The 16,218-nt window shown below is 72.2% G+C and carries 16 protein-coding genes and 1 pseudogene; 5 read left to right on the top strand and 12 right to left on the bottom strand.

The window, feature by feature from the left end:
- Position 1 precedes the first annotated feature (1 nt).
- The 11 genes from ACGFRF_RS06695 to ACGFRF_RS06645 form a co-directional block, all read right to left on the bottom strand.
- The gene (locus tag ACGFRF_RS06695) at positions 2-1,336 is read right to left on the bottom strand and encodes a sulfate adenylyltransferase subunit 1 (RefSeq protein WP_393737500.1); all 1,335 of its coding nucleotides are present in this window, start codon (positions 1,334-1,336) and stop codon (positions 2-4) included.
- A gap of 2 nt (positions 1,337-1,338) precedes the next feature.
- Positions 1,339-2,274: a sulfate adenylyltransferase subunit CysD gene (gene cysD / locus ACGFRF_RS06690; RefSeq protein ID WP_393737499.1), complete on the bottom strand. Its 936-nt coding sequence runs from the start codon at positions 2,272-2,274 to the stop codon at positions 1,339-1,341.
- 91 nt (positions 2,275-2,365) lie between these two features.
- Positions 2,366-2,932 carry an adenylyl-sulfate kinase gene (gene cysC / locus ACGFRF_RS06685; protein ID WP_393737498.1) on the bottom strand — a complete coding sequence of 189 codons (567 nt, stop codon included), beginning with the start codon at positions 2,930-2,932 and terminating at the stop codon, positions 2,366-2,368.
- Positions 2,929-3,639: a phosphoadenylyl-sulfate reductase gene (locus tag ACGFRF_RS06680; RefSeq protein WP_393737497.1), complete on the bottom strand. Its 711-nt coding sequence runs from the start codon at positions 3,637-3,639 to the stop codon at positions 2,929-2,931. The genes cysC and ACGFRF_RS06680 overlap by 4 nt, the downstream gene beginning before the upstream one ends.
- The gene (locus ACGFRF_RS06675; protein ID WP_393737496.1) at positions 3,636-3,818 is read right to left on the bottom strand and encodes a hypothetical protein; all 183 of its coding nucleotides are present in this window, start codon (positions 3,816-3,818) and stop codon (positions 3,636-3,638) included. Before ACGFRF_RS06675 ends, ACGFRF_RS06680 begins: the two co-directional genes overlap by 4 nt.
- A complete protein-coding gene (locus ACGFRF_RS06670; protein ID WP_393737495.1) occupies positions 3,815-5,512 on the bottom strand; it encodes a nitrite/sulfite reductase in 1,698 nt (565 codons plus the stop codon). The genes ACGFRF_RS06675 and ACGFRF_RS06670 overlap by 4 nt, the downstream gene beginning before the upstream one ends.
- 125 nt (positions 5,513-5,637) lie before the next feature.
- Positions 5,638-5,721 (bottom strand): putative leader peptide, encoded by an 84-nt coding sequence (locus ACGFRF_RS06665; protein WP_309486338.1) that lies wholly within the window; start codon positions 5,719-5,721, stop codon positions 5,638-5,640.
- 127 nt (positions 5,722-5,848) lie between these two features.
- On the bottom strand, positions 5,849-6,421 hold the full coding sequence (locus tag ACGFRF_RS06660) for a GNAT family N-acetyltransferase (RefSeq protein WP_393737494.1): 573 nt from the start codon (positions 6,419-6,421) through the stop codon (positions 5,849-5,851).
- A gap of 57 nt (positions 6,422-6,478) precedes the next feature.
- Complete coding sequence (locus ACGFRF_RS06655; protein ID WP_393737493.1) at positions 6,479-7,813, bottom strand: hypothetical protein; 1,335 nt, start codon at positions 7,811-7,813, stop codon at positions 6,479-6,481.
- A 158-nt stretch (positions 7,814-7,971) separates the two neighbouring features.
- On the bottom strand, positions 7,972-9,261 hold the full coding sequence (locus ACGFRF_RS06650; protein ID WP_393737492.1) for a GAF domain-containing protein: 1,290 nt from the start codon (positions 9,259-9,261) through the stop codon (positions 7,972-7,974).
- A gap of 557 nt (positions 9,262-9,818) precedes the next feature.
- On the bottom strand, positions 9,819-11,456 hold the full coding sequence (locus ACGFRF_RS06645) for an acyl-CoA dehydrogenase family protein (RefSeq protein WP_393737491.1): 1,638 nt from the start codon (positions 11,454-11,456) through the stop codon (positions 9,819-9,821).
- A gap of 132 nt (positions 11,457-11,588) precedes the next feature.
- On the opposite strand from ACGFRF_RS06645, the gene ACGFRF_RS06640 reads away from it, so the two are divergent.
- The 5 genes and pseudogenes from ACGFRF_RS06640 (at position 11,589) to ACGFRF_RS06620 (ending at position 15,822) form a co-directional block, all read left to right on the top strand.
- Positions 11,589-12,755 carry a YihY/virulence factor BrkB family protein gene (locus ACGFRF_RS06640; RefSeq protein WP_393737490.1) on the top strand — a complete coding sequence of 389 codons (1,167 nt, stop codon included), beginning with the start codon at positions 11,589-11,591 and terminating at the stop codon, positions 12,753-12,755.
- Positions 12,756-12,985: 230 nt separating this feature from the next.
- A complete protein-coding gene (locus ACGFRF_RS06635; RefSeq protein WP_393737489.1) occupies positions 12,986-13,936 on the top strand; it encodes a cupin domain-containing protein in 951 nt (316 codons plus the stop codon).
- Between the two features lie 347 nt (positions 13,937-14,283).
- Positions 14,284-14,709, top strand: a pseudogene (locus tag ACGFRF_RS06630) (VC0807 family protein); the annotation flags it as partial.
- 202 nt (positions 14,710-14,911) lie between these two features.
- Entirely contained in the window at positions 14,912-15,094 is a 183-nt protein-coding gene (locus tag ACGFRF_RS06625) for a hypothetical protein (RefSeq protein WP_393737693.1), read from the top strand.
- 38 nt (positions 15,095-15,132) lie between these two features.
- A complete protein-coding gene (locus ACGFRF_RS06620; protein WP_393737687.1) occupies positions 15,133-15,822 on the top strand; it encodes a helix-turn-helix domain-containing protein in 690 nt (229 codons plus the stop codon).
- Here ACGFRF_RS06620 and ACGFRF_RS06615 read toward each other — a convergent pair.
- The gene (locus ACGFRF_RS06615) at positions 15,802-16,206 is read right to left on the bottom strand and encodes a VOC family protein (RefSeq protein WP_393737488.1); all 405 of its coding nucleotides are present in this window, start codon (positions 16,204-16,206) and stop codon (positions 15,802-15,804) included. The two genes, ACGFRF_RS06620 and ACGFRF_RS06615, sit on opposite strands and share 21 nt — an antisense overlap.
- Between the last annotated feature and the right edge of the window lie 12 nt (positions 16,207-16,218).

Genomic DNA, 16,218 nt, shown 5'->3' with positions numbered 1-16,218 from the left:
TTCAGAAGTCCCACCCGTCGTCCTCGGCCTCGTCCTTGACGGGCTCGGGGGACGCGAACGACTCGCCGACCATGCCCGCGGTGAGCGTGGTGCCGTCGTTCGGGTCGATCAGGATGAACGAGCCCGTGCGCCGCGAGTCTGCGTAGGCGTCGACCGGCAGCGGCTCGGCGGTACGGATCTTCACCCGGCCGATGTCGTTGGCGACGAGCTGACCCGGGTGCGGGTGCAGGGACAGGTCGTCGAGCGTGAGCCGGGACGGGATGTCCTTGACGATCGCCTTGACCGTGCGGGTGCCGTGCTTGAGCAGCACCCGGTGGTCGACGGTGAGCGGGGCGTCGGCGACGTGGCAGACGGTCGCCTCCACGTCCTGCGTGGTGGCCGGGGCGTCCTTCGTCGGCACGATCAGGTCGCCGCGGGAGACGTCGATGTCGTCCTCCAGCAGGACCGTCACCGACTGCGTCGTCCACGCCACGTCGACCGGCTCGCCGAGCAGGTCGATACCGGAGATCCGCGTCGTCCGGCCGGAGGGCAGGACCGTGACATCCTCGCCGACCCGGAAGGTACCGGCCGCGATCTGGCCCGCGTACCCCCGGTAGTCCGGGTGCTCGGCGGTCTGGGGCCGGATCACGTACTGCACGGGCAACCGGGCGTGGCAGTGCGCCAGGTCGTGGCTGACCGGCACGGTCTCCAGGTGCTCCAGCACGGTCGGGCCGCCGTACCAGTCCATGTTCGCGGACGGCTCCACCACGTTGTCACCGGCCAGCGCCGAGATCGGGATCGCGGTGACCTCGGGGACGCCCAGGTCGGTCGCGTACGCCGTGAACTCCTCGGCGATCGCGGCGAACACCTGCTCCTCGTACCCGACGAGGTCCATCTTGTTGACGGCGAGGACGACGTGGGGCACGCGCAGCAGGGCGGCGATGGCCGCGTGCCGGCGGGTCTGCTCGACCACGCCGTTGCGGGCGTCGACCAGGACCACCGTCAGCTCGGCCGTGGACGCGCCCGTCACCATGTTCCGGGTGTACTGCACGTGACCCGGTGTGTCGGCCAGGATGAACCGGCGCCGGGGCGTCGCGAAGTAGCGGTAGGCCACGTCGATGGTGATGCCCTGCTCGCGCTCGGCACGCAGGCCGTCGGTGAGCAGCGCGAGGTCCGGGGCGTCCTGACCCCGGCTCGCCGACGCCCGCTCCACGGCCTCCAGCTGGTCGACGAGGACCGACTTGGAGTCGTGCAGCAACCGCCCGACGAGGGTGGACTTGCCGTCGTCGACGGAGCCCGCGGTGGCGAACCGCAGCAGGGTGGTGGCCGAGAGTGCCTCGGTCGTGGTCGTGCTCATGCTTAGAAGTACCCCTCGCGCTTGCGGTCTTCCATCGCGGCCTCGGAGAGCTTGTCGTCGGCCCGGGTCGCGCCGCGCTCGGTCAGCCGGGAGGCGGCGATCTCGGCGATCACGGCGTCCAGCGTGGTGGCGTCGGAGTCGACCGCGCCCGTGCAGGACATGTCACCGACGGTCCGGTACCGGACCAGCCGCTTCTCGACGGTCTCGCCGTCCTTCGGCCCGCCCCACTCGCCCGCCGTCAGCCACATGCCGCCGCGCTGGAACACCTCACGCTCGTGCGCGAAGTAGATCTCCGGCAGCTCGATGTCCTCGCGGGCGATGTACTGCCAGACGTCCAGCTCGGTCCAGTTGGACAGCGGGAAGACGCGGACGTGCTCGCCGGGGGCGTGGCGGCCGTTGTACAGGTTCCACAGCTCGGGGCGCTGGCGGCGCGGGTCCCACTGGGAGAACTCGTCGCGCAGGGAGAAGACGCGTTCCTTGGCGCGGGCCTTCTCCTCGTCGCGGCGCCCGCCGCCGAAGACGGCGTCGAACTTCTCGCTCTGGATCTTCTCCGTCAGCGGGAGCGTCTGCAGCGGATTGCGGGTGCCGTCGGGACGTTCCTTCAGCACACCGCGGTCGATGTAGTCCTGGACGGAGGCCACATGGAGGCGCAGCCCATGTGCGGCCACCACACGGTCCCGGTACTCCAGAACCTCGGGGAAGTTGTGTCCCGTGTCCACATGGAGCAGGGAGAAGGGGATCGCGGCCGGCGCGAACGCCTTCAGCGCGAGGTGCAGCATGACGATGGAGTCCTTGCCACCGGAGAACAGGATCACCGGGTTCTCGAACTCGCCCGCCACCTCGCGGAAGATGTGCACCGCCTCGGACTCCAGCGCGTCCAGGTGCGAGAGCGCGTACGGGCTCTCGGTGCCTTCCTCGACCTTGGCGATCGTGGTCATGCTGCGCCCCTTTCGCTCGCTTCTCCGCCCGCACGGCGCAGATGCGCGGCCATCGTCGTCGTCTGCGGCCGAGCGGCCGCGCGTGCGTCGCTCACAGCAGTCCCTTCTCGCTCAGCAGTGCGTGCACGGACGAGGCGGACTCCCGCACGGTCTGGTGCTGCGACTCGATCCGCAGGTCGGGCGTCTCCGGCTCCTCGTACGGGTCGTCGACCCCGGTGAGCCCGGACAGCTCGCCCGCGGCCTGCTTGGCGTACAGGCCCTTCACATCGCGTTCGCTGCACACCTCGACCGGGGTCGCCACATGGATCTCCAGGTACGGCGTCCCGTTCTCCTCGTGCCGCTTGCGCACCGCGTCCCGGCTGTCCGTGTACGGCGCGATCACAGGCACCAGCGCCTTCACGCCGTTGCGGGCGAGCAGTTCGGCGACGAAGCCGATGCGCTGCACGTTGGTGTGCCGGTCCTCGCGGGAAAAGCCGAGGCCCGCCGAGATGAACTCGCGGATCTCGTCGCCGTCGAGCACCTCGACACGGTGGCCCTCGGCGCGCAGCCGGCCGGCCAGCTCGTACGCGATCGTGGTCTTGCCGGCGCTCGGCAGACCCGTGAGCCAGACGGTGGCTCCGGTCGTCACGTGGTTCTCCTGAATCGAGTCGTTCGTCATCCGTGCAGCCCGCACTCGGTCTTGGCGCGGCCCGCCCAGCGGCCGGCGCGCGCGTCCTCGCCCTCCAGGACCCTCCGGGTGCACGGGGCGCAGCCGATGGAGGCGTACCCGTCCATCAGCAACGGGTTGGTGAGCACGCCGTGTTCGGCGACGTACGCGTCCACGTCGTCCTGGGTCCAGCGGGCGATCGGGGAGACCTTGACCTTCTGCCGCTTCTCGTCCCAGCCGACGACCGGGGTGTTCGCCCGGGTCGGGGACTCGTCGCGGCGCAGGCCCGTCGCCCACGCCCGGTAGCCCTTCAGGCCCTCTTCCAGGGGCTGGACCTTGCGCAGCTTGCAGCACAGGTCGGGGTCGCGGTCGTGCAGCTTCGGCCCGTACTCGGCGTCCTGCTCGGCGACCGTCTGCTTCGGCGTCAGGGTGATGACGTTGACGTCCATCACGGCCTCGACCGCGTCCCGGGTGCCGATGGTCTCCGGGAAGTGGTAGCCGGTGTCCAGGAAGACCACGTCGACGCCCTTGAGCACGCGGGAGGCGAGATGGGCGACCACGGCGTCCTCCATGGAGGAGGTGACACAGAACTTCTCGCCGAAGGTGTCCACCGCCCATTGGAGGATCTCCAGCGCGGAGGCGTCCTCCAGATCGCGGCCCGCCTGCTCGGCGAGTGCCTTCAACTCCTCGGTCGTACGCTGTTCCTGAGCCGTCGTCATATCCGGTCGTCCCCTCCGTTGTCGGCCCGCTGAAGGCCCCGGGCCAGCAGCCCGAGGAACTTCAGCCGGAATGCGCGGTTGCACGCCCCGCATTCCCAGGCGCCGTGGCCCTCCTCGTTCGGACGCAGGTCCTCGTCCCCGCAGTAGGGGCAGTAGAAGGGCGCGGCACGCTCACTCACGAGAGCGCCTCCTCGCTGGCGCGCGCGGCCCAGGTGGCGAACCGCTCGCCGTCCTCGCGCTCCGCCCGGAACCGCTTCAGTACCCGCTCGACGTAGTCGGGCAGCTCCTCCGAGGTGACCTTCAGACCGCGCACCTTGCGGCCGAAGCCCGCCTCCAGGCCGAGCGCGCCGCCCAGGTGCACCTGGTAGCCCTCGACCTGGTTGCCGTCCTTGTCCAGGACCAGCTGGCCCTTGAGACCGATGTCCGCGACCTGGATACGGGCACAGGCGTTCGGGCAGCCGTTGAGGTTGATGGTGATCGGCTCGTCGAAGTCCGGCAGCCGGCGCTCGAGTTCGTCGATCAGCTGCGAACCGCGCTGCTTGGTCTCCACGATGGCGAGCTTGCAGAACTCGATGCCGGTGCAGGCCATGGTGCCGCGCCGGAAGGAGGACGGGCGGGCGGTGAGGTCCAGCGCCTCCAGGCCCTCGACCAGCGAGTCGACCTGCCCCTCCTCGACATCGAGGACGATCATCTTCTGTTCGACGGTGGTGCGGACGCGGCCCGAGCCGTGCGCCTCCGCGAGGTCGGCGATCTTCGTCAGCGTGGCGCCGTCGACCCGGCCGACCCGCGGGGCGAACCCGACGTAGAACCGGCCGTCCTTCTGCCGGTGCACACCGATGTGGTCGCGCCACTGCTGGACCGGCTGCTCGGGGGCCGGCCCGTCGACCAGCTTGCGCTTCAGGTACTCGTCCTCGAGCACCTGACGGAACTTCTCCGCGCCCCAGTCGGCGACGAGGAACTTCAGCCGGGCCCGGTTGCGCAGCCGGCGGTAGCCGTAGTCACGGAAGATCGAGATGACGCCCTCGTAGACGTCCGGGACCTCGTCGATCGGCACCCAGGTGCCGAGCCGGACGCCCAGCTTGGGGTTGGTGGACAGGCCGCCACCCACCCACACGTCGAAGCCGGGACCGTGCTCCGGGTGCCGGACGCCGACGAACGCGACGTCGTTGATCTCGTGCACGACGTCCAGCAGCGGCGAACCCGAGATGGCCGTCTTGAACTTGCGGGGGAGGTTCGAGTACGCCTTGTTGTTCAGGACGCGGCGCTTCATCTCCTCCAGCGCCGGCGTGGCGTCGATGATCTCGTCCTCGGCGATGCCCGCCACCGGGGAGCCGATCATCACACGCGGGGTGTCACCGCACGCGGTGACCGTGGACAGGCCCACGCTCTCCAGCCGGTCCCAGATCTCGGGCACGTCCTCGATCCGGATCCAGTGGTACTGGACGTTCTGCCGGTCGGTGATGTCCGCGGTGCCGCGCGCGAACTCCTGCGAGATCTCGCCGATCACCCGCAGCTGCCGCGTCGTGAGCGCACCGCCGTCGATCCGCACGCGCAGCATGAAGTACGTGTCGTCCAGCTCCTCCGGCTCCAGGATCGCGGTCTTGCCGCCGTCGATCCCGGGCTTGCGCTGGGTGTACAGCCCCCACCAGCGCATCCGGCCGCGCAGGTCGTTCGGGTCGATCGAGTCGAAGCCGCGCTTGGAGTAGATCGTCTCAATGCGTGTCCGCACATTGAGACCGTCATCGTCCTTCTTGAACTGCTCGTTGCCGTTGAGCGGGGTGAAGTGGCCCGCCGCCCACTGACCCTCACCGCGGTGACGACTCACCTTGCGGCGGGGCGCGGAGGCGGCGGGGTTCTGTGGGGTGGCGGCCATGGTTCTACGTCCTTCGGGACAGGCGGAAAGCGGCTCTGACCTGCGCATGCGTGCGCGCGTGGGCATGGAGGCGCGTCATTGCGCAAGAAGAATCAGGTAACGGGGAGGTCGGCGGTGCTGGAGCGTCAGCTCGCCGGACAGATGGCGCTGGACATGCGGCCGAGGTCGACGTGCCGCCGACTCACCAAGGCAATCCCAGTTCCAGACATGACGGAAGCCTGTCACGGCGATCTGGACACAGTCCAGCTTCGTCCATCATGCGGACACCCCTGTCCCGCTATGTGGAACAAGGGTGTCGTCGCTCACATGCGTCGCCGGGAGGCTTGTCCTGGCAGGTCAGGCGGAGTATGCGCCGGGCCACGGCCCCGGCGCCGCCACGTCCGGCTCCAGCTCCACCTTGGTGTCGAACAGCTTGAAGCCGCGCCGTTGGTAGTTGTCCATCGCGAACTCGCCGTCCTTGCTGCACGTGTGCAGCCACACCCGCTTGGTCGGCGTACGCCCCGGCCACCGCTCGGCCAGGTCCCAGGCGCGGGCCGTACCGTACGACAGCAGATGGCCGCCGATGCGCCGGCCGCGGAAGGCGGGGATCAGGCCGAAGTAGACGATCTCGACCACGCCCTCGTCCTGCGGCTCCAGCTCGACGTAGCCCGCCGGGGTGCCCCGGTCGTAGGCCACCCACGTCTCCACGCCGGGCCGGTCCACATGCTCCTGCCACCGGGCGTAGGTCCAGCCCAGCCGGTCGGTCCACCGGATGTCGCCGCCGACCGAGGCGTACAGGAAGCGGCTGAACTCGGGGGAGGGGACCTCGGCGCGGACGATCCGGACGTCGCCCTCCGGTGCGGCGGCGGGCAGGAGGTCGGCCGGTGACGTCTGCTCCAGGGACCAGGTGGTGACAGGGACGCTGCTCATGCGGGCCAGGGAATCATCCCGCCGACCGCCGTGTCGATCGAGCAGGTCACACGGAGCTCACTCCAGCGACCGGTCGAGTGCGGCCAGGGGCAGGGCGAAGAGCATCCGGTCCGACAGCGACCACACCTCGCCGGTCTCCCGCCAGTAGGAAAGGGAGCCCGCCGACTGCGCCCAGCAGCGGTGCGAGGCGTCCGCTCCACAGTGGGCGGCCCGCGCTCCCTTGCCGTCCTGCCGCCACAGACCGCCGTGTCCGTCCCGCGAGCCGGGCAGCTGTCCCACATACCAGGACGGTTCCTCCGTGCCGGCCTGCCGGTACGACAGGACGCCCCGGATCCCGGCCGCCCGGGTCCGGTGGGCCTCCACCGCGTCCACCCGCCCCGCGGGGTCCGTGGCGAGCAGTCCGGCGCGCGCCGGGTCCGTGCTGAACGCGTACCGCCACAGCCGGGCCTTTTGGTCGCTGCCGGGCTCGGTCCACTCCGCTGCGGCCAGGCTGTCGGGTGCCGTGCCGCGGTCGAGGGCGAGCGCGCCGGGACAGGGCGGCCCGGAGGCCGTGCACCGGCCGGAGGCGAAGCGGTACGAGCCGACCGCGGGCAGCACGTACCGGTAGCCGTCGGCGGACCAGCCGCCGGGCACCCGGCCGATCGCGGGCCCGTCGACCGTGGTGCGCTGGATGCGGTCGAGGTCGTAGACGTAGAGCGCGTCCGCGCTGCCGGTGGAGGCGGTGACCAGCAGTTTGTTCTGGTACCACACCATGCCGGAGATGCCGGAGGTCAGGCCCCGGTAGTCCCGGCCGTCCTGGACCGGTACCACCAGCAGCACCCAGCGGTAGGCCAAGTGGTCGGGGTCGTCGGCGTCGACGAAGGCGACCCGGGCGAGGCCGCGCTCGGCGGCGCGGCCGGTGGTGGTGCTGTGGGTCCAGCCGCTGAGGACGACCCGGTGCCTGCCCCAGACGCCGTCGTCGTCGGCGTCACCGGAGGTCGTCACCGAAGCCGGCTGCCAGTCCGTGGACGCGGCGTCGGCCGGGTCCCAGCAGTAGGCGCGAGTGGCGGCGGGGGTGACGGGCAGGGACGCGCGGTCGTCGGCGGAGCAGTCGGAGCCCTCGCGCATGCCGCGGTCGGTGCTCTCGAGTACGTTGCCCACGCCGACCGGGCGGCCCATCGCGGCGGAGAGCCGATTCAGGGAGCGGGCCGGCACCAGGTGCTCCTGCAGCCGGAGCCGACCGGTGTCCGCCGGGGAGGAGAGCGGCCTGAGCGCGCCCGGGCCCCCGCTGACGTCGGCCTGCGACGCGCTGATCAGGGTGGCGGCCGCGGTGAGCGCCAGCGCGGTTCCGGCCAGGACCGCGCGCAGCGCCGCGCCCCGTCTGCGTCGGCGGTGTCTGCCGCGATGCTTCATGTCTCCTCCCGAGCGGGCCAACTGCGCCTGGTGGTCCGTACGTTCACCGAGGAGCAGGTGGGGCGGCCCGTAGGGGATGCTACGGCAGCAACGGGCCGCGTAGGGCGAAGACCCCGCAAATACGCGGAAGACACGCCCATGGAACCGTGGTCCGGCCCTCACGGACGCGTCGGTCGATCGCTCCTGGGGGTCGTCCGCTTCCGTGCCACCGCCGGTGCCGTCGACCCGGGCAGCAGGTCATGAGGGTCGTCGGGAAGCAGCACCTCGACCTCGGCGTCCTCGCGGAAACGATAAGGCCGGTGTTGCAGAAGTTCCCCGAGATACCGCCTGATACGAGACATCTCCGCCCGTACGGTCACTGTCCTGGACGGGTCGCCGAACAGATCCTGGGCGAGGCCCGCCGCACCGCGCCCGGGCCGGTGTTCGGCGAGCAGGAACAGCAACTCGGCGTGCCGCGGGCTCAGTTCCCGGGACCACGAACCCGCCGAGGTCTCGACCGTCAGCGCACAGCGGCCCGGCCGGGTGAGGTCCAGCACGATCCGGGTCGCGGCGGTGGCGAGCGGTCCGTCCTCGGCCCGCAGCAGCCAGCCCCCGGCCAGCGGCTCCACCGCGCACGAGCCGAGCGACGGCAGCCACCGGCGGCCCGGCGAGAGCGACTTGGGCAGCCCGACCCGCCGTACGTACGGCATCCCGCTCACCGCCGCCGCCCAGCCGTCCCGGTCCACCACCAGCGCCCGCCCGTCCAGCCGGGCCAGCACGGGCGCCGCCACCGTACGCAGCCGCTCCAGCGAGGCCAGATGCAGTTCCCGCAGCCGCGCCTCCGCCAGCTTGGCCACCGAGTCCACCCAGGCCAGGGTCGCCGGATGCATCGTCTCCAGCGGGCCGCTGACATCCACGACACCGATCAGCTTCCCGTCCCTGGGGTCGGTGATCGGGGCGCCGGTGCAGGTCCAGGAGGTGTGCGAGCGCACGAAGTGCTCGCCGGCGAAGACCTGCACCGGCCGCCGTACGACCGCCGGGGTGCCGACCCCGTTGGTGCCGACGACGTCTTCCCGCCAGTCCGCGCCGAGTTGGAAACCGAGACCGTCGGCCTTGCGCAGCACCGGCCTCGATCCCTCCCGCCACAGCACGCGCCCCTCGGCGTCCGCGACGACCATGATGTGCTGGGCGACGTCCGCGACCGAAAGCAGACCGTCGCGCAGCACCGGCAGGACGTGCCGCAGTGGCGACTCCTCACGCCGGCGCCGTACTTCGTCGCAGGACAGCAGGCCCGATCTGAAGTCGTGGTCGGGGTCGACCCCGCTGCGCAGCATCCGTCCCCACGACTGCTCGATCACCGGCCGGGGCGCGATCGGCGCACGTCCTCCGGCAAGTGTGGCCTCGCGGACCTCGCTCAGCACCCGCGCCGCCTGTGCCGCGTCCACGGCGGCCAGACGCGCCACGTTCATCGGCGGGTTCACCACTGGGGTCCTCCCGGAAGGGCCTCGAACACATTTGTCAAGCCGTCCGGGCGGCGGTTTCCGGTCCGACTGTGCCTCTCATACTGCCGTTCCGGGCAGGCCGGAGGCACACACTCCGCGCATGTGCGCCAACAAGTTGCAACCCCCTGCAACCCTGGTGGACCGCCGAGGGGTGGCTGAGACTTGACCGTGACGCCGCCTGCGGGCGGCGTCCGCGGCCTTCAACGGGCCCAAGAGGTGGGGGTGGTGCCGTGTCGGCGCAGCACCACCCCCGCCGGGGGCTTCCGCCGCCTTCCGCGAGTGCGGCTCGGGGTGCGTGGGCCTGTGCGGGCCCGAACGTGGCCGGTCGCGCGGTCGTCCGCGCCCCTCCAGGCAGGACTCGGCAGCCCGCGGTCAGGACGTCGGGCCCGTGTTCCGGGTGTCGCAGCCTGCGTTTCCGAACGTCCCGGCCCGTGTTCCGGATCCGCGGCCCGTGTTCTGAATGTCCCCCGGCCCGTGTTCCGAAGGTGATCCGCGGCCCGTGTTCCGGTCGTCGCGGCCCGCGTTCAGAACGTGGGGCGGGCCCGTTCCACCACCGCTTCCAGGTCCAGGCCCGTCGGCAGGGTGCCGAAGGACGCGCCGTGGTCGCCGCCCAGGCGGGAGGCGCAGAAGGCGTCGGCGACCTCCGGCGGCGCGTGCCGCACCAGGAGCGAGCCCTGCAGCACCAGGGCCAGCCGCTCCGCCAGCCGCCGCGCCCGGCCCTCGATGCCGTCCAGGTCGGCGAGTTCGGTGAACAGGTCCTTCACCGCCCGGTCCAGGCGGTGGTCGGCGCCGTGCGCCCGCCCGATCTCGGTGAGGCAGGCGTCCAGCGCCCCCGGCTCGCGCTGCAGCGCCCTGAGCACGTCCAGTGCCTGAACGTTCCCGGCGCCCTCCCAGATGGAGTTCAGCGGTGACTCGCGCACCAGCCGGGGCAGGCCCGACTCCTCGACGTACCCGTTGCCGCCCAGGCACTCGGCCGCCTCCACGGCCACCGGCGCGCACCGCTTGGTGATCCAGTACTTGGCGGCCGGCACCGCGAGCCGCAGGAACGCGCGCTCCCGCTCGCCGCCGTCGTCGTAGGCGGCGGCGAGCCGCAGCGCGAGCGCGGTCGCGGCCTCGGACTCCAGGGCGAGATCGGCGAGCACATTGCGCATCAGCGGCTTGTCGATCAGCTTGCCGCCGAACGCCTCGCGGTAGTTGCTGTGGTGGATCGCCTGCGTCACCGCCTGCCGCATCAGGCCCGCCGAACCGAGCGCGCAGTCCAGCCGGGTCGCGGCGACCATCCCGATGATGGTCGGCACCCCCCGCCCCTCCTCGCCGACCCGGCGCGCCCAGGTGCCGTCGAACTCGACCTCGGCGGAGGCGTTGGACCGGTTGCCCAGTTTGTCCTTCAGCCGCTGGATGCGGAAGACGTTGCGGGTGCCGTCCGCCAGTACCCGTGGCACCAGGAAGCAGGTGAGCCCGTCCGGAGCCTGCGCCAGCACCAGGAAGGCGTCCGACATCGGCGCCGAGCAGAACCACTTGTGCCCGGTCAGCACGTACGTCCCCGCCTCGGCGAGCGGCCGTGCCTCGGTGGTGTTCGCGCGTACGTCGCTGCCGCCCTGCTTCTCGGTCATGCCCATACCGAAGATCGCGCCGGGCTTCTGCCCGGCGGGCCGCAGCTCCCGGTCGTAGACCGTGGACGTCAGCCGCGGCTCCCACTCGGCCGCCAGCTCCGGGTCGGCGCGCAGCGCGGGCACGGCCGCGTGGGTCATCGACAGCGGGCAGCAGTTGCCCGCCTCGACCTGGGTCCAGACCAGGAACCCGGCCGCCCGGCGCACATGCCCGGCCGGCCGGGTCCAGGCGCCGGTCAGGCCCGCCGAGACGCCCTTGCCGAGCAGCCGGTGCCAGGCCGGGTGGAAGTCGACCTCGTCGATCCGGTGGCCGTACCGGTCGTGGGTGCGCAGCCGGGGCGGGTGCTCGTTCGCCTGGACCGCCCACTCCTGCAGCTGAGCGGAGCCGGCGGCCCGGCCGAGCGCGGACAGCTCGGCGCGTACCTCGTCCAGCACGTCCGGGTCGGTGTACCGCTCGACCGCCTCGACGAGTCCCCGGTCGGCCGTGTAGACGTCGTGTCCGACCAGCGGGGGCGGCTGGTTCGTCACGGTGTGGGTGGAGGTGCCTGCCATGGTTGCGAACCTACCCGGGACGGCGGCGGTGATGGGTTCCAGAGTGGCACAGCTCCGGAATCCCGATGGGTCGAACCGGTGATCGCCCCCGGGAAGGTGAGGGCGGCCCGGTACGGCGGATACCGTTAGGACGTGCAGCCAGCAAGTGAAACCCCCGAGCGGCCCGCAGGCCGGCTCCACCGGGCCAGAGCCCTCTACCGGAACGTCTCCAAGCGCAGGACCGCCTGGCTGTTGCTCAAGGACACCGTCAACTCCTGCATGGAGTACCGCATCCTGGGCCTGGCGGCCGAGGCGGCGTTCTTCACGCTGCTGTCCGTGCCGCCCCTGCTCCTGAGCCTCATCGGCCTCCTCGGCTACGTCGACGACTGGACCGGCGCGGACACCATCCACAGCCTGGAGAACAACATCCTCGAGGCGTCCCGCACGGTGCTCTCCGACAAGGGCGTGAAGGAGATCGCCGAGCCGATCCTGCACGACGTGCTGAAGGGCGGCCGGCCCGACGTCATCTCGATCGGCTTCCTGTTCGCCCTGTGGTCGGGCTCGCGCGCGGTGAACGTCTTCATCGACACCATCACCGTCATGTACGGCCTCGACGGCGTCCGGGGCATCGTCAAGACCCGCATCATGGCCTTCCTGCTGTTCATCGTGGCGCTGCTGATCGGCTCGGTCGCGCTGCCGCTGATGGTGGCGGGGCCGGACGCGGTGGTACGGATCGTGCCCTGGTCGGAGACGGTCGTCCAAGTCCTGTACTGGCCGGTCGTGATCGTCCTGTCCATCGCCTTCCTGACGACCCTGTACCACGTGTCGGTGCCGGTCCGATCCCCGTGGATCGAGGACGTCCCCGGCGCCCTGGTGGCCCTCGCCATGTGGGTGCTCGGCAGCTTCCTGCTGCGCATCTACCTCACGAACACCATCGAGGGCGCCACCATCTACGGCTCCCTCGCCGCCGCCGTCGCCGTGCTGCTGTGGATCGGCGTGTCCGCCTTCGCCGTCCTCGTCGGCGCGGCCGTGAACGCGGCGATCGACCGGGTCTGGCCCGCCGCCGCCACGGCCGCCGCCCGCGAGGCGAACGAGCGGATCCGCGAGGCGCAGGTCGCCGAGTACGTCGCCCGTGCCGCGGCCGCCCGCGACGTCGACCCCGACGACCCCGACATGCCCTCCGAGTTCCCCGAGCGCTGGTCCCGCTTCCTGCCCCCGGAGGACGTCACGGCCCGCCTCCGCACCCACGCGAAGAACCCACACCACACCCATCGATCCAACGGCACCGACACAGGCGATACAGCACATCCGGAGAAGTGACGGGGGTGCTCGGTGAGGTGCCTGGGGCCTTGGGGAGTGACCTGGGTCCTGGGACGAGTCGCCGGGCAGGGGGAGGGGTGGCCGGTGCCCGGGGGAGTGGGGGGTCGCCTGGGGAGGTGACCGGGTGCTCGGAGGAGTGGCCGGGCAGGGGAGGGGTGGCCTCTGCCCTGCGGCGCACGGGCACATCGCCGAGCGACTCACCCCCATAAGCGTGTGTCTACGCTGCCCCCATGGACGCACTCGCAGGCCTGCTGGACGGTCCACGCGCGCGTGGCGCCTTCATGATCCGGGCGTGTTTCGACCCGCCGTGGGGCGTGCGCGTGCAGGACGAGGCTCCGCTCACGGTGATGGTCATGGCACGAGGCGGCTGCTGGATCACCCCGGACACCGGCGACGAACCGGTGCGGCTGGGGCCGGGCGACCTGGCGATCGCGCGCGGCCCGGAGCCGTACACCTGCGCCGACACCCCGGGCACCGCCCCGCAGGCGCTGATCCTGCCCGGCGGCGAGTGCCGCTACCCCGACGGCAGTTCCCTGAACGGCTCCATGGACCTCGGCGTGCGCACCTGGGGCGACCGTCCCGACGCGGGCACGGTGATGCTGATCGGCACCTACCTGATGCGGGGCGAGATCAGCGGCCGTCTGCTCGACGCCCTGCCGCCCCTGCTGGCCCTCCCCGCCGGGGTGTGGTCCTGCCCGCTCACCCCGCTGCTGACGGAGGAGATCGTCCGCGACGAGCCCGGCCAGGAGGTGGTCCTGGACCGCCTTCTGGACCTTCTCCTGATCAGTGCCCTGCGGGCGTGGTTCTCCCGCCCGGGGGCGGCGGCACCCGCGTGGTACCGGGCCCTGGCCGACCCGGTCGTGGGCCGCGCGCTGCGCCTGCTGCAGGACGACCCGGCGCACCCGTGGACGGTCGCCGCGCTCGCCGCCGAGGCAGGCGTGTCCCGCGCGGCCCTCGCCCGCCGCTTCACCGGCCTCGTGGGCGAGCCCCCGATGACGTACCTGACCGGCTGGCGGCTCGCCCTCGCCGCCGACCGCCTGCGCGACACCGATCTCACCCTCGACACCCTCGCCCGCCAGGTCGGCTACGGCAGCGCGTTCGCGCTCTCCACGGCCTTCAAACGCGTCTACGGCGTGAGCCCACAGGAACACCGAGCCGGCGGCGGCGCGCGGCACACCTGACCACCGGACGCCACCGGCTGCGCCTGCCTCTGCTCGGGATCTCCGGCACGAAGGAGGCACCTCGCGCGACCCCTCCGGCGCGGGGAGAGGGGGGGAAGGGACGGGACCCGGGGCCCTTCCCGTGGCTGCTCCACCCCAGGGTGCGGCTCGCCGGTGGAGATTCCGGCGTGGTGATTCCACCCGCTTTCCACCCTGCTCTCCACCCGTGCTCCGATCCGCCGGACATCACCCCGCGCCTAGCGTTTTTCCGCAGGGCCGGCGCCGTCCGGTCACGGCAGGACAGCCGGGAGCAGCGGTTCGAGGCGCCGACCGGTTCGGCTCCGGCACCGAGGGAGGATGCGGAGGGCATGGCGGGCACCACGGACGCGGCGGGATACGGACAACGGCCGGAGCCGACCGCGAGGCCGGACGGCACCGGCGGCAAGGAGGGCACGGGCGGCGGGGAGAGCATGGAGGGCCTGGGCGGCAAGGAGGGCACCGGCGGCACGATGTATGGCCCACTGCTCTCGCTCGCCGTCGCTATCGTCCTGCCCCTCGTCGTCTACTACGCGGCCAGAGGACTCGGTGCCGGCCAGGGACCGGCCCTGCTGCTGAGCAGCGCGCCACCGGCCCTGCGTCTGCTCTCGGGTGCGGTGCGGCATCGCAGGATCGACGGCGTCGACCTCTTCTTCACGGTGCTGCCGGCCGTCGCGGCACTGGCGTCCCTGCTCGGCGGCGGCCCCCGCCTGCTGCTGTTCAAGGACGCGGCGCTGCCTCTCGCGGTCGGCGGCTGGGTGCTCGGCACCGGCTTCGCCTCCAGACCGCCGGCCTTCCGGCTGGGACAGCGCCTGCACCGCGGCGCGGGCGCGAGCCAGGACCTGGCAGGACCGCGCCGAGTACCGCCGGGGACTGCGTCTACTCACCCTGGCCTGGGGCGCCGAGCAACTGCTCGACGGCGGTCTGGGCACGCTCGCCGCCACGCTGCCCACCGACACGGTGCCCCTGCTCGCCCGCCTCCAGTCCCTCCTCCTGCTCGCCCTGGCCGCCGCGGCCACCGCCGCCTACGCCCGCCGCTTCCGCACCCACCACGGCCTGCCCCTGTTCGGCGCGCCCGCACCGGCGGCCGGAGGGATCGGCGATCCCGCCCGGGCAACTCTCCGCGCGGGACCCGCCGGGTGACGGCACACCGGCCCCGGAGGCGACGTAGGGTGGCAGATGTGTACGCGGAGCGGGCGTCGCGGTTGACCGGCGCGGTCGTGTGGACGAACACCCCGACCGGGGCCGGCGCCGGGCCCGTCCTGCCCGACGGCTGCATGGACCTGCTGTGGAGCGAGGGCCGGTTGCTGGTCGCCGGTCCGGACACCCGCCCCTACGTCCCCCAGGGCCCGGCACGTTCCTGGGCGGGTATCCGTTTCTTCCCCGGCACGGCGCCCGCCCTGCTCGGCGTACCGGCGCACGAACTGCGCGACCGCCGGGTGGAGTTGGCGGACCTGTGGCCCGCCAACCGGGCCCGGCGCCTGCGCGACCACGTCGAGGCGGCGCCCGACGCGGCCACGGCCCTGGAGGACATCGCCCTGGACCGGGCCACATGGGCGGCAGCCCCCGACCCGCTGCTGCATCGGCTGGTGGAGTGCCTGGACGAGGGCCGCCCGGTGGCCGCGACGGCCGACGAACTCGGCATCGGCGCCCGCCAGTTGCACCGCCGCTGCCTTGGCGCCTTCGGCTACGGGCCCAAGACCCTCGCCCGGATCCTGCGCCTGCGACGGGCGCTGGCGCTGGCCCGCTCCGGGGTGCCGTACGCCGAGACGGCGATCCGTGCCGGGTACGCGGACCAGCCGCATCTGGCGCGTGAGGTGCGACAGCTGGCGGGCCGTCCGCTCCGGGAGCTACTCGGCGGCAGCGGGTAGCGGGGCGTACAGGCTGACGTCGTTGCCGTCGGGGTCGTGCACGGTGGCGTACCGCTGCCCCCAGAAGGCGTCCCACGGCTTGAGCTCTCCGTGGTGTCCGGCGCCCACCAGGTCCTCGTAGAGGGCGTCGACGTCGGCCGGGGAGTCGCACCGGAAGGCGAGCGAGACCCGGCCTGTGCCGACGGGCGGCCGCCACCCGGGGTGGAAGGAGCGCATGGTCTCCTCGGTGTCCAGCGCGAGGGTCAGCCCGCCGGGCAACTCGGCCTCGACGTGCGGTTGTTCCTCGGCCCCGGCGGGGAAGACCAGGCCGAGGCGACGGTAGAAGGCGAGCGAGGCGGCGAGATCCGAGGCCACCACGCCGATCACGGTGAATCGTGCGGTCATGCGGCCACCGTA

The organism is Streptomyces sp. NPDC048521, from assembly GCF_043199855.1.
Taxonomy (GTDB): Bacteria; Actinomycetota; Actinomycetes; order Streptomycetales; family Streptomycetaceae; genus Streptomyces.
The sequence above is the reverse complement of the archived record's forward strand: the minus strand, read 5'-3'. Positions and strand labels throughout refer to the sequence as shown.